Annotated in this window: 9 protein-coding genes; 5 read left to right on the plus strand and 4 right to left on the minus strand. The window is 41.6% G+C overall.

The genetic code is table 11. The features are described 5' to 3' along the window. Positions 1–67: 67 nt before the first annotated feature. Positions 68–580, minus strand: coding sequence for a GspH/FimT family pseudopilin (locus ACHUFW_RS01175; protein ID WP_394200160.1), 513 nt, complete (start codon positions 578–580; stop codon positions 68–70). A gap of 225 nt (positions 581–805) precedes the next feature. On the opposite strand from ACHUFW_RS01175, the gene ACHUFW_RS01180 reads away from it, so the two are divergent. Further along, positions 806–1,144 (plus strand): P-II family nitrogen regulator, encoded by a 339-nt coding sequence (locus tag ACHUFW_RS01180; protein ID WP_394200161.1) that lies wholly within the window; start codon positions 806–808, stop codon positions 1,142–1,144. Between the two features lie 61 nt (positions 1,145–1,205). Here ACHUFW_RS01180 and ACHUFW_RS01185 read toward each other — a convergent pair whose 3' ends face one another. Continuing rightward, positions 1,206–2,219, minus strand: a complete 1,014-nt coding sequence (locus tag ACHUFW_RS01185; protein ID WP_394200162.1) for a LacI family DNA-binding transcriptional regulator — start codon at positions 2,217–2,219, stop codon at positions 1,206–1,208. 437 nt (positions 2,220–2,656) lie between these two features. Here ACHUFW_RS01185 and ACHUFW_RS01190 point away from each other — a divergent pair, with 437 nt between their 5' ends. Further along, a complete protein-coding gene (locus ACHUFW_RS01190) occupies positions 2,657–5,377 on the plus strand; it encodes a TonB-dependent receptor (protein WP_394200163.1) in 2,721 nt (906 codons plus the stop codon). Positions 5,378–5,502: 125 nt separating this feature from the next. Further along, positions 5,503–7,014, plus strand: coding sequence for a tryptophan halogenase family protein (locus ACHUFW_RS01195; RefSeq protein ID WP_394200164.1), 1,512 nt, complete (start codon positions 5,503–5,505; stop codon positions 7,012–7,014). 22 nt (positions 7,015–7,036) lie between these two features. Here the strand turns inward: ACHUFW_RS01195 and ACHUFW_RS01200 are convergent, their stop codons facing one another. Continuing rightward, entirely contained in the window at positions 7,037–8,548 is a 1,512-nt protein-coding gene (locus tag ACHUFW_RS01200; RefSeq protein ID WP_394200165.1) for a tryptophan halogenase family protein, read from the minus strand. A gap of 51 nt (positions 8,549–8,599) precedes the next feature. Further along, entirely contained in the window at positions 8,600–9,322 is a 723-nt protein-coding gene (locus ACHUFW_RS01205; protein WP_394200166.1) for a SapC family protein, read from the minus strand. Between the two features lie 643 nt (positions 9,323–9,965). Between ACHUFW_RS01205 and ACHUFW_RS01210 the strand changes: the two genes are divergently transcribed. Continuing rightward, positions 9,966–12,980, plus strand: coding sequence for a TonB-dependent receptor (locus ACHUFW_RS01210; protein WP_394200167.1), 3,015 nt, complete (start codon positions 9,966–9,968; stop codon positions 12,978–12,980). A 217-nt stretch (positions 12,981–13,197) separates the two neighbouring features. Then, positions 13,198–14,712, plus strand: a complete 1,515-nt coding sequence (locus ACHUFW_RS01215) for a tryptophan halogenase family protein (protein WP_394200168.1) — start codon at positions 13,198–13,200, stop codon at positions 14,710–14,712. Positions 14,713–14,734: the final 22 nt, after the last annotated feature.

A 14,734-nucleotide genomic window follows, 5' to 3' on the forward strand; every position in this document is an offset into this window, starting at 1 on the left:
TTTTTACAGCACTTATTAGAGGCTTTTTGGAGCCAATATTTTGGCAAAAGCGGCCTTGTTGACGGGGTTAATCCAAGCAATTGATATTCGATTTATTGGAAAAACGTATTCTGCCAGCTTGGTTAATCACAAGGGATTTTGATAGTGGACTTGCCTTGTCTTTGGGACAATAGCTTAGAGTACCATTGGTACCAGAAGCTAGGCCATCTCTTTGAAAGCGGATTGCAGCACGGTTGTAGCGGACAAAATCATCTTGATGAAAACTACCGGTAGTTAGCAAAACTTGGTCTTGGCCATCAAGTGTATTGGGCTCACCTAAATCAATGAAGATAGTGATGCCTTGTCGCCAATCATTGTGACAACTGCCATCGACAATCGGGCAGGCACTGACTCTCGCACCGTAGTTTATGGCAGAATTGCGAGCTAATTGAAGCGTGCTTTGAATTGAGCGTATCGCCATTTCTGTTCGAAAGGCGAGATACAGCTCAGTTAAAGACGGCAAAGCTACGCTGGTTAAGGTGATAGCGATTACCAAGGTCGTCATCATCTCAACCAGGTTAAATCCTGTTGACTGTTTCATTTTCAATCCCTGAAAAATATGCGTGCATCCTGCACTAGCGTGGCTGTTTGCGCCACAAGAAGTTAGTATAGAAGAATAAATTGGACTTGCTGTAATAAATCACTATTTGTAATTTCTCGGTGTTCATTATCGATAAGTGACTGTATTTATGTCTTTAGGCTAGCCTTTGCCCGTGATAAGCTAGCGGCTAATAATTCCGTTATGCGAACAATTTAGGAGCTGTAAATGAAAAAGGTAGAGGCCATCATTAAGCCGTTTAAATTAGATGATGTGAGAGAGTCATTGGCTGAAATTGGTATCACAGGCATGACGGTATTGGAAGTTAAAGGCTTTGGTCGCCAAAAGGGGCACACTGAGTTATATCGCGGTGCAGAATATATGGTTGACTTCCTACCTAAGGTTAAAATTGAATTAGTGGTTCAAGATGAACAAGTTGAGCAAGCTATAGAAGTGATTGTAGACACCGCACGTACCGGGAAGATTGGTGATGGTAAAATTTTTGTTACTGATATTGAGCGAGTAATTCGTATCCGCACAGGCGAAGAAAACGAAGAAGCAGTATAACGATTTCTAATTACGAGATTTTTATAAAAAGGCCGTTAATAAAAATTAACGGCCTTTTTATTTATTTAGGTTGCAAAGTGGAATCTCTTATTACTGGCTCAGGAACAAAAACGCGACCAGATTCTGATTTACTATTTGATTTTTTTGCTATTAATAATTCAGTGGCTACTTGTGCAATACGTTGGTTTGGCTGATGAACTGTTGTGAGTTTGGGCCATGTTTGACGTGAAAATGGGCTATCCTCAAAACCAACAATAGACAATTGACCAGGGATATCAACGCCTTCAAGTCTCGCTGCAAATAGAGCTCCTGCAGCGATTTCATCGTTACACGCAACAATAGCGGTGGGTTTTTCGTTCTGCTCTAATAAGCCTCTTGCACCCTCAACACCGGACTCAAATGAATATTGCCCAGAAACAATAAATTGCTCATTAACTGCAATGCCGTTATCTCCAAGTGCCTGCTTGAATCCAGCAAGGCGTTCTTTGGTTGATTCGTGATGTTGATCACCGCTGAGGAACGCAATAGATTTATGACCAAGGTCAATTAAGTGTTGGGTAATGGATATTGCCCCATGTCTATCATTGACTAATACTGCCATTCCCTGATTTTCGGGCACCTTTTCACCTGCGATAATCCGCACATAATTGGTATTAGCCTCATCCAAGGCTTTGAGCACTTTGGGGTCTTCAGAAAGTGGTGGGGTAAGAACTAAACCTGATAATCTAGCTTGTTTTACAAGTGTGGTTAGTTCATCACAAATATTAGCAGACTTGGCATCGCATGGATGAATCAGCAGTTCATAACCTGCTGCTTTACAGGATGACAAAATGCCATTTTGCATATCAATAACATAGTAGGCATTAGGGTTGTCATATACAAAACCGATTACGTACGATTTTGTGCCTGCTAAGTTTCGAGCGGCGACATTAGGTTGATAATTAAGTGCCTCAATAGATTTGTTTACTTTGTCAATTGTCGCTTGCTTTACCGAGGGTTCATTATTGGTCACCCTTGATACGGTTTTGATAGAGACTCCGGCATGTTTGGCGACGTCATTAATTGTTACTTTCATTAAACCTATACTCGCTTGTTTGGCTGTGTGCTTTTGGCAACAGGCAATGGCAACAAGTTACTTGCTTACCCAAGAAGCAATATTATCACCAAAAACCAACCAACATTTCCTTGTTTTGAAAGACTATAGTGCGAAGTTTTGCATTATTTAGCAATCACCAAATTTAATTTGATTATTACTTATATTCTAAAGTTTGGCGGGATGTTTTTCTGTTTTTGCTTTCTTTACAACAATTTAACATTCGGTGTTTCTTAAGAAATCTGTAAAAAAAATGTTCATTTGGATAGAAAAGTATCACTGATGGTTATTTTCTTGTGGCGCAACTGTTAATTCTTGTGTAATGTTTGTACTGCGACATGACAGCGTTGTCATTTTGTTAAGATGTTACTGGCGGCGCTAAAAAATAAAATAATAGAAAGTTATGAAAGGGAAACGAGATGCGACCATCTAATTTTAAGAAGACTCTACTAGCGACAAATATTGCGCTCTTGATGAGTGGCGCAATGTCGGTATCAGTAACCGCCGCCGAAACGGGTGCTGACGATATTGAGAAGATCGAAGTACGCGGTATTCGGGCTTCTCAGCAGGCTAACTTAAACACCAAACGTTTTTCAGAAGGAACTGTTGACGCCATCAGCGCTGAAGATATCGGTAAGTTTCCTGATAAAAACGTCGCTGAAACCTTAGCCCGTATTCCAGGTGTTACTATTGACCGTACATTTGGTGAAGGACAGGGTGTTACTATTCGTGGTGTTCAACCTGATCAAAACTTAACCCTACTAAATGGTCAAGCTGTTGGTACCAGTCAGTGGTTTGTTTTATCTGACGCAACCCGTAACTTTAACTTTGAGCTACTTGCTTCAGAAATGATTGCTGGTCTTGAAGTGTATAAAACAGCTCAAGCTGATATTGATGAAGGCGCTTTAGGTGGTACAGTTATCTTACGTACACGTAAGCCGCTAGATTTAGAAGCTAACACTTTCCATGGCTCAGTAGAAGGTCAGTATGGCGACCTTTCTGAAGAAGTTGATCCAGGTTTATCAGGACTTTATAGCTGGAAGAACGAAGAAGAGTCTTTCGGTATTTTAGTTTCTGCTTCACTACAAAACCGTTCAGTTCGTCGTGAAACTACTGAAGATTTTGGTTGGTTTGGTCCATCTATCGAACGTATTGATCCATTAATTGAAGCGCCAGCTGGTGCTGATGAAAAAGGTGCAACACCTTGGGGTATTGGTTCTGCTTTATTTGAACAAGACCGTGAACGTATTGGTTATGACATCACTGCGCAATGGGCGCCAACCGATGATCTCGATATGGCCCTTCATTACATGAGCTCAACAATGAAGGCTGATAACGTCAACTCTAACCTTATCGGTATTCCTTTCCGTGGCGTTGCTTTCTTAGGTGAAGATACTAACCCAGGCACAGTAAATAATAACATCGTCGAATCATTGGATGTAACAGGTGTAGATCATCGTCCAGGTTGGGCACGTCACATGGCTTACGATAATATTTTCCGTGACGGCTCTGAAATGTCGACTTACGTGGCTGACTTTGAAGGTAACTGGTCGCTAGAAAGCGGCAAACTACATTGGCAGATTGGTACTACAGAAGGTAAAGGTACCAACCGCGATTTCTTCACTGAGTTTTGGGTAGATGCTACAGATCCTCGTGCTTCGTTCGACTTTACCAACCCAGGTGGAACTGCTCCTGCAATTGACTTCACTTCTGCCAGCCCATGGTTAGCAAATCCAGGTGATGAAATGTGGCTAGGTGGTATTTTTGATCAGCTAAACGAAACCACAGACAAAGAAACTTATGCTCAGTTAGACTATTCATGGTTCGTAGACTTTGGTGGCGTAAATGAGATTAAAGTTGGTGGTAAGTACCGTGACCGTTCTATGGAGCAAAACCGTTGGAAAACTGACCTTCAAGGTCTAGATCCAATTGGGGCAGGTAGCTTAGGTGCAGCTAGTGAGTTTTGGAAAGGTGACATGGTTAACGTATCTCACGCTAACACCAGTAACCCTAGTCAAAGTTACTTTATGCCAGATCGCGACCTAATGTATCAAGCGCTATACGATGTAGCGGAGTGCACAGATACCAGTACTGGTATGTGCCGTAATACTAACGTGTTTGAAGGTGCATCATCGTTTGATGTTTCAGAGAAGATCTCTGCACTTTATGCTATGGCTAAGTTTGATGTAGAAGGTGTACGCGGTAACGTTGGCCTCCGTTATGTCACGACTGATTCAACATCTTCAGGTACTGATGTTAATAGTGGTGAAGCGGTTTCTTTTGATAATGAATACAGCGAGTGGTTGCCAAGCATTAACGTGGCGTATGACTTAGCTGATGATGTGATTTTACGTGCTGCTGCTAGCCGCGCACTGACTCGTCCTGCGCCGTTCCAGTTGGCACCTGCTGTAAACTTAACACCTGAAACTAGCTCTGGTTCAGCGGGTAACCCATTCCTAGAGCCACTAACAGCAGCGCAATATGAGCTAGGTGGTGAGTGGTACTTTACACCTGAATCAATTCTTGGTGTGACAGCATTTAAGAAAGACATTAATAACTTCATTTACACAACTACCGTCTCTAAAGAAATTAATGGTCAGCAAATTGATCAGCTAAGTACTCCAGTTAATGGTGGTAACACGTCAATTGACGGTGTTGAGCTCCAAATTCAGCACGCATTTGATAATGGTTTTGGTGGTTATGCTAACTATACCTACACAGATGTAGCCGATGCTAAAGTCACTGAAGCAGCTACTGTGACAGATGCAGATGGCAACATTGTTGGGGCAACGACAGTTGATCGTTATGTTGAACTGCCAAACACTTCTAAGAACTCGTATAACGTTGGTGGTTACTACGAGAATGATTTCTTTAGTGCACGTATTAACTATAACTACCGTAGTGAGTATTTCCTTGCGCAAACTGAAATTGGTAATCGTTACCGTGATGCTCAGCAGCAATGGGATGCACAGGTTAGCTGGAATGCAACGGACTGGTTAACGATTAAGTTCGAAGCCCTAAACATCACTGATGAAATTTGGGAAAACTACTATATTCGTGAGTCAGACGGTGCACGCTTAGGCGGTACTCAAAGTGCAAACGGTCGTCGTTTCTACTTAGGTGCAAGCTTCCGCCTGTAATTAATCGACATGTGTAGTATTAAAGCCAGTCAATAGACTGGCTTTTTTTATCTGTATCGTTAATCTGGGGCTGAACTTATTTTGTTAAACCAGCCGTTTGAGTTAAATGAATAGGAACAATAATAATGAATAATATTCCTAAAAAAATCGTGATATTAGGTGGTGGTACAGCCGGGTGGATGACCGCAAATCTAATACAGAAAAAGTGGCAGTCCTTGGGTGTTGAGGTGACTTTAATTGAGTCAACAGTAGAAGGCACTGTCGGAGTGGGGGAAGGCACGACTCCATTTATACAAAGTTTTTTTGATTCCATTGATATCAGTGAATCACAATGGATGCCAGCAGCAAACGCTACCTATAAATGTGGCATCAGTTTCCCTGATTGGTCGACGAAAGAAGGTTATCGAAGCTATTTTCATCCGTTTTATTCTTTTGTTGATAGTGATCAAGTTGAACACTTTTTTAATAACGCAAACTTTCGCCGTGAAGGCATGGATACCCATGCACACCCAGATGATTACTTTGTTACATCAGCCCTAGCAAGAATGCGTAAAGCGCCAATAAGTCAAACTCAAAATGGCAAGCGACTTGATTATGGCTATCATTTTGACGCTGAACTACTCGGACGCTTTTTAAAGCAAGTTGCGATTCAACGTGGTGTAAATCATATTGACGATAAGGTCATTGAGGTTGCTTGCCATACCAGCGGAGAGATAGCCAAGTTGAAGCTGACATCGGGGCAAATGGTAGAGGGTGACTTTTTTATCGATTGTTCAGGGTTTAAAGGATTGCTAATACAGCAGACTTTAGGAGAAAAATTAACAGATTACAGTGGTTATTTGTTTAACAACCGTGCTGTCGCTATTCAAACTCCCTTATCGCAAGACAGTCTATTACTATCTGAAACCGTATCGCAGGCATTGACTGCAGGCTGGGTGTGGAAAATCCCATTAGCAAATCGTTATGGTAATGGCTACGTATATAGTTCAGAACATTTATCAGCAGAGCAAGCTGAAGTTGAACTTAGACAACATTTGGGTGTAGCAAGTGATGGCGCTAAAGCTTTGCATTTAGCTTGGCAAGTAGGGCGAATAAACCAACATTGGAAAGCAAATTGTGTTGCGATAGGGCTCTCCCAAGGTTTTTTAGAGCCTTTAGAAGCACCGATGCTTAACGTTATTCAGCAAACCTTAGAGCAGTTTGTTAAGTACTTTGAGGCTGGGGAGTTTACCAATAAACATCAAACGGTGTTTAACAATGAGATTAACCACCTTATCGATGGCACGAGAGATTACTTACAAGCGCACTATTTGTTGAACAGTCGAGATGATACTGAGTATTGGCGCGCGTGCAGACAAAATAAGCAGCTGTCGCCCTCGCTGGGAAATATTATTAATGGCTGGCTAACTGGTGGCTCTTTTGATGCGGTTTTACGTGATAATATTCAGACTCAAGCTTATTTTAAAACTTCCTGGTATTGCATTTTAGCTGGAATGGGGCACTTCCCTGATATATCTAAACGACCCTCTAAGATCGCAGCAAGAAACCATCAAAAAGCCAAATTAGCCTGTGAAGGCGAGGCTAGTGGCTACATTGATCATCAGTCTTTAATCGATAAATTTCGATCTTTAAACTAGCTCTAGGCAAATACGCCCAAACTTAGGCGTGTATTGTCGAAAGCTGTGAGTGATGGCTAACAAAATACTGTTTAGCCATTTTTTCACAGTACGCGATTGCTTGTTGAGTTGGCCCGGCTTGGTTGTTTGTTTTCGCTGAACCGGGAAAGCGTCCCATCCCAGATAAAATACAATACCAAGAAGGTCTAAGGTAGACTAACTCTTGCTTATATTTGGTCAATACACGTTCAAAATCTTCACCGTTATCCCAGGTTTCAATTAACTCTGCGAGTGTATTGGAGATGATGATATCTTCTCTACAAGCATGCCAATACTGGCTATCCGTGCGAGTGTTGAGTTTATAGTGGGCAACAATATAGTCTTTAACACCATCAAAAGTCGCGTTGATCTCTTGATTGTAATGCTGTTGTTCATTGAGTGTATCAGCACCGCTATTTACGCGTTTGATAAACTTCTCTAGGGTGAATTGAATTAGCATTAAGGCCGTTGCTTCTAGAGGCTCGATAAAGCCTTGAGATAGGCCAACGCCAAGGCAGTTTTTGTACCAGTGGTGTTCAACTCTACCTACTTTCATCTTTAAATGCCTAGCCTCGACATCGGCATCGACAAGGTTGAGTTTTTGCCTAAGCTCTAGCTCTGCGTTGTCTGCACTTTGAAAATCATTACTATAAACATAGCCATTGCCAACTCGTGACGTTAGTGGGATTTCCCAAGCCCAGCCGTTACTAAGCGCTGTTGACACTGTATGAGGCGCAATAGCATCAGGAGCTAATGCTGGAGAGGGAATCGCAATGGCGGCATTGTTAAACAGGCTTTTATTAAAGCTCTGAAATGGTACCTTTAACGCTTTATCGAGAATTAAACTACTAAACCCAGTGCAATCGATATAAAGGTCAGCATTAAGTATTCCAGAGTTGCGACTCACAATATGGTCGACTTCACCATGGGCTGTGGTAACAATGCTCTGAACATGATCGACAACATGCTTTAGGCCTAAGTTTTTTGCACGTGTTTTTAAAAAGTGACCTAATTTTCCTGAGTCAAAATGGTAGCCATAATCGACATCAAACGGGATTGAACTATCTGGTATCGGTGCAAGCTTTTGCTGGACTAGTTGTGAAGAAACAAAGTAGTTTTCTGGGTGAACATCAGCTTGATAACCTCTGCGCCTTAAACCGCTATTATGGAAAAACATTTCCGCTGGTTTTAAGTCGAATTGAGAAAAAAATGGATGAAAATAGCTCTCATAGCCTTTTATTGTTGACCAGCGTGGGAAGGTAATTCCCGCTTTATAGGTTGCATCGCAGGCCGCCATCCACTCTTTTTCTTCAATATTTAAGTTAGAAAAATATTGTTTTAGATAAGGGGTTGAGCCTTCACCAACCCCTATGATGCCAATATCATCAGATTCTATTAATGTTATTTGGGTGTTTTCCCCCCAAGCTGCCAGGAAGCTAGTTGCAGCCATCCAGCCGGCGGTACCGCCACCTACAATCAGAATTGACTTTGGTTGTTCAAGTTTAATCGACATCATCTATCCTCATACAACACTATCAAAGGTGATAGTCAGAGAAATCTAACCTAATTATTTGCTGTTTGCATCAAACGCATTTTGCTTAGCAATTAACCGTGGTATTTGGTGAATTGATGCGCGATGGGCATAAATCACCGACAGTAGGCCCTTTTCTTTTAGTTCAATTAACAGCTCGTTTGATAGGTTGTTAATTGTTTCATCATTGACCATGTATATGCCGCCAATGTTGATATTGTTTTCCGCACTGTCTAACTTTACCGTTAACTGTTGAGGGGATAGAAGGTCTTTTTCGGCTAGGTATTGACAAATAACGCTAGTTTGCTGCGTCCAAGCTGCCATGTCTAATAATGCATTTGCTCGCTGTTTTAAGTAGTCTGATTGTTCACCACTAATCGTAAACAGTGGTTGACCTTCAGAGCTACTGACTAAATCACTGTCTTCATCAATACAGATCATTACATCATCACTGCTTGGGTCTGACTTCATCAATGACAAAGGTGCGTTGTTGAAGCCTAGTGGTTTAATTGGTGCTGTCCACAGCTCTGATTGACAATAAAGGTTAATGCCATTTTTTAACCCCATCATTGCTACGGGCATAAACTCTTCTGTTTTAGCATTTTTGATAAATACGATGGGAAACTCTGAAGCCAGTGTGATGATTTCACGTATTACGACTGGAATAATGTGCTCTTTCGTAAAACGATGGTAGTTACTTGAATCTTTAACATTGATATTTGAGTGTTTCGTTGAAGTAAGTGGAACAATATTTGTCATTGGGGGAGACCTAGTTTGGGCTATTTGGGATAGCTTATTGTTGTAAGCACTGCTGGTGAATTATCGGCTGCTTTATCCAACAATGCAGGTTAATAATTATCGAGCTACAAGTTTATCTTATGTTAACTAACTTTTGCTAGGTATACGCACAATTGACAACGCTGTCAATTGTAGCTGTTTGTTACCTATTTAAACCTTGTTGTTTTATATGCTAGCTAACTATTTATAGCTGCGCTGATTTACCTATAGTTGAATGAAATGTAACAAATTTAATCAAGGGTTTAAGATTATATTCGCATAAATTGATACTTTACTATCACAAATGTAAAGTATTGAAGTATGGTGCATGACCGAGTGTAGCAGTGTTATTTTTTTTGCTAATGAATTTGCTTATATTTTTTGTCATTTAAAATGATGGGGTTAGCAAGATTTTGTTGTGTTACTTTGTTGGTTTTGTGGCGATTTTTCCGTTTTTGTTAATTAATCTTCTCTAATGAACCCTTGTTGCGGCTTGGTTAAAAACTTGTAGCGACATCAGTCTTAGTTGTGTAGTATTTGAACTGTACATGACAGCGTTGTCATTTCCAGCGGAAGTGGTCATGAGCATAAAAAAGATAAAAAAGCTTAATAAGGGATTTTTGAGATGCGACGATTTAACTTTAAGAAAAGTGTTCTAGCAACCAGTATCGCGGTTGTTATGACAAGTGGCGCGGCACCACTTGCAACAGCTGCTGATGAGACAACGGCTTCAGATGAAAATATCGAAGTGATTGCGGTTAGAGGTATTCGAGCAAGTAGTAAAGCCAGTATTAATACTAAACGATTTGCAGATTCACAGGTTGACGGCATTACAGCTGAAGACATTGGTAAATTACCCGATGTCACTATTGCTGACTCTCTGCAACGTATTACCGGTGTGCAAGTGACTCGCTCTGCAGGTGAAGGTGGTCAGATTGCAATCCGTGGTCTACCTCAAGTTGCCACGACATTAAACGGCGAAGTATTTTTAAGTGCTACAACAATTGATACTTCTGGCGCTAACTATGGTGATCTTCCTGCGCAGCTATTCTCAGGTATTGAAGTATTTAAATCAGCAGAATCAAGCCGCAGTGCTAAAGGTATTTCTGGTTCAGTTGATCTTAAAACTCGCCGCCCATTTGATATGGAGTCGGGTTGGACGTTTAACGCAGCAGCTGATGTAACCCAAGGTTCTATCACTGAAGAGACAGATCCAAATTTCAACGGCCTAATTAGCTACAATGATGATAAATTCGGTTTTCTCTTCTCTGCCGCTAAGCAGCAAGCAACGCTAGCGACTGACTATAACGGGTATTTTGATACTTCGGAAGATGGTGGTATTGGTGCAGCTCGTAATAGCCATACTTGGGGTGCCGGACCAAACAGTACAGATATTCGTCATATAGTTCCTCAAGGTTTCTCAGCATTTAACAAAGTCGAAGAGCGCGACCGTGATGCCTTCCAGCTATCGGTACAAGCCGACCTTGGTGAAGGTTTTACATTAACTGCTGACGCTTTCTACACCAAACAAGATCGTTTTAATAACCGCAGTGGTTTTTCGCAAAACAACCGTTGGCAGTCTTTTAACGATTACGCCTTCCCAAGTGATGGATTTACCAACAGCGCACCGTTTTATGACGATGATGGCAATGAGTGGCGTGGTGTAAATGCCTTTGACATGCGTTCATTCCGTATGCAGTCATTCACTCAAGTTAACGTCAATGAAGAAGAGTCTGAGAACTATAACTTTGAATTGAACTATGACAATGGTGGCGCACTGACTGGTGGTGTGCGTATGACACGTGCGACAGCAACTGCATCAATGCGTCATGGTTATGGTGAAGGCGATATTTTAAGTATTGATGAAGGTACTTTGGTTCCAGGTCCTGGTGGTCTGACTCCGTCTCAATATTGTAATAACGGCGAAGAGATTGTTGGCGACCAAGGTGGCTGTTTCGGTCTTTATTCCTTGGGTATTCAAGATCAGTTTATGCTGAATTATGATGCACGTGGTGAGCATCCGCATTTTAGTGGTTTTGATCAAATGGTCAATGGCGCTAAAGGCATGAGATCGGTTGCTGATTACATGGCAGACATAGACTCATACCATGTTGGTGCATTCTCATCAGAGGGTAACACCGATGATAAGGGTGAAATTAACACCTTTAGTACAGCGTGGAACTATGCGTTTGATGATGTGCCATTTATCACCAGCGTTGATTTTGGTGCGCGCTATGAAGAGCGCAAGGTTGACCATGACCAGTTTACTTATACCTCTGAATTTGGTGGTGGATGCGATATTGCTCAGTGGAAAGCGGTTGACCAATTCTATGGTGAAGATTGTGTTGGTGTAGAGGGCACGGGTGAATATGTTGATGGTGAATGGACGCCATACACGCTATTAGCGCCAACCCGTCTTGATGAGCACACAACGGTTTCTTATCAAACTAACTTTGGTAATGTTACTGGTATTCCAGGTGTTTGGGTGATTGATCCAAATAACTTCCGCGACCCACGTGCATTCCATGAGAAAACGTTTGGCAATGTTCAGCGCATCGAAAATGCTGGTGCATCGTATGATGTTAATCTCGATGAGTTTAGCTACTTCTTACAAGCAAATTTCGAAGAGGGCATCTTTAGCGGTAATCTTGGTATAAAAGTGGTTGAGACTAACCAGTATGTGAAGCAGAACCTTGTTGGTCCTAGCCTACCTCACTCGGGCTTAAACCCAGATATCGGTGATGTAGTCACTGAACGCAGTTATACCGATTACCTACCTTCATTTAACTTAGCCGCAGCTGTTCATGAAGACGTTGTACTTCGTGCAGCCTACTCTAAGAACATGATGCCACTAAACCTAGGTGCGTTAGGTGGTGGTAAAACAGTTGGTAAGGTATTTAATGAAGAATGTGATTGTTTACGTGTTGTTAATGGTTCATTAGATGGTAACCCTGACTTAGACCCATGGCGCTCAGAGAACATCTCGTTATCTGCTGAGTGGTATGCAGGTGATGCGTCTATGTTCTTCTTATCTGGTTTCCAGATTGATATTGAGAGCTTCGTTGCTTCAGGTACAGTTTATATTGATGAGCCAGATGATGATGGTGTATCTCGTGGTCCATGGCCTTTCTCAACATCTGTTCAAGGTGAAGGTGGTAAGGTTCAAGGTATCGAAGTGGGTGCGCGTATCGCATTGGACGACTACTTAGATGTTGCCATTTTAAATAACTTTGGTCTTGACGCTAACTACACTTATACGGACAGTAAGCAAGAAAGTGAAGCGGCGAAAGATGTTTATGGTGACGATTTACCATTCCCTGGTATGTCAAAAGATACCTATAACTTTGTTCTATGGTACGAGCAAGATGCATTCTCAGCACGTTTTGCTTGGAACTCAGTTAGCCCACGTCTGATCACTACGGGCTCTGCTGATATCGGCAGACAATCTTTGTATCAAGATACCTACTCGCAGCTTGATTTTAGTGCGACATATAACCTAAATGAGATGTTGAGCTTCTACGTATATGGCTCAAATATTCTTGAAGAGTATCAACAGACTTATGTTGAAAACTCTGACCAGAAAGCGTTCCAGAATGTTTATGAAGCGCGCTGGACATTAGGTGCTCGTGTTACCTTCTAAACTGCTAGTAAGGCATTGAAGCAACTATGAGGCACCACTTTTAGTGGTGCCTCTTTATTTTGCTAACTAACTAAAAAGCGAGCAAAACTTGATTATTGTAATAAAGCAATTAACTTGGGAGCAGAGTACTAACAACTTGAATTTAAAGTAGAACAAATTAACTAATCACTGCTATAGCGGTTAATGCCGAGTGGCAGATAATATGCGGTAAAGAGTTATGAAAAATAAAACGACAATCAACTCAATCGTTATTGTGGGGGGCGGCACGTCAGGGTGGATGACAGCAGCTGCACTTTCTCAACACTTTAAACAGCAACAGGTGGCTATTACTCTAGTTGAGTCATCTGAAATAGGCACCATTGGTGTTGGTGAAGCTACCATACCGACCTTACGAAGGTTTTATCAGAAGCTGGGCCTAACAGATACTGATGTGCTTAAAGCGACCTGCGCCACCTGTAAATTGGGCATAGAATTTAAAGACTGGGCAACCAAAGGCAGTTCCTTTATTCATCCTTTTGGTATTTTTGGTCAAGGTACTAAAGAGACTGGATTTCATCATTACTGGTTGCGTGCAGCGCAAGCAGGCAAGGAAGTGCCGCTAGCCAATTATTCTTTAGGTGTTCAACTAGCAGCTGAAAATAAGTTTGCCTTTCCGTCATCGAAGCCGGCAAGCCAATTAGAGATTTATGATTGGGCATTGCATTTCGATGCTGCATTATTTGCCAAATTAATGAAGCAGGTCGCGCTCGCAAATGGGGTAAAGTTGATTGATGCTAAAATCAACGCAGTAGATACCAATAGTGTTACTGGCGACATTGCTACATTAACATTAGATAGTGGTAATAGCCTTGGTGGTGATTTGTTTATAGATTGCTCTGGCTTTCGTTCTTTGTTGTTACAACAAACATTGAATACGGGTTATCAAGATTGGAGTCAGTGGTTGCTTTGCGATAGTGCATTAGCGGTACAAACCCAGGTCAGCGATGATCCTATCGCTAGGACAATATCTCATGCCCAGCAAGCTGGGTGGATTTGGAAAATCCCTTTGCAGCATCGCTGTGGAAATGGTCATGTATATGCCAGTCAGTTTATCGATGATGACCAAGCAAAATCATGCTTATTAAAAAATATTGACGGGCAAGTTTTACATGAACCGCGTAGTTTTAAATTTACTCCAGGGCGAGCCAATAAAGCTTGGAATAAAAACTGTATTGCGGTGGGGTTGTCATCTGGTTTTTTGGAACCGCTAGAAAGCACCAGTATTGCATTGGTTGAAACTGCTATTGAAAAGATATGTCTATCCTTTCCTAAAAATCACTTCACTTCACAAATTGTTACTAGGTTTAACGATGTAACGGCTGCAGAGTATGAGCGAGTAAGAGACTTTATTATTTTACACTATAAGTTGACGAGTAGAGATGACTCGCCTTTGTGGCGTTATTGCCAACAAATGTCGATACCCGAATCGCTTAGTCGTAAACTAGAAGCTTATAGGCATGATGGCACAATGTTGACGTATCCATGGGAAATATTCGGTAAAGATAGTTGGCTGGCCATTTATCATGGATTTGGTGTCATTCCTGATAAGTATGCGTCTAAAGCTGAGAATATGGAGTTGTCCTATTTGCTTAAGCATATGGCTTACATGCAATCACGAGTTGCAGAGCAGGTGGCTCAAGCACCTAGCCACAAAGTCTTTTTAAATCAAACTTGTCAATTTTCATCACAATAGGCCGCTAGCCTAGAGGTATACA

It is taken from the genome of Shewanella waksmanii, assembly GCF_043643685.1.
Taxonomy (GTDB): domain Bacteria; phylum Pseudomonadota; class Gammaproteobacteria; order Enterobacterales; family Shewanellaceae; genus Shewanella; species Shewanella waksmanii_A.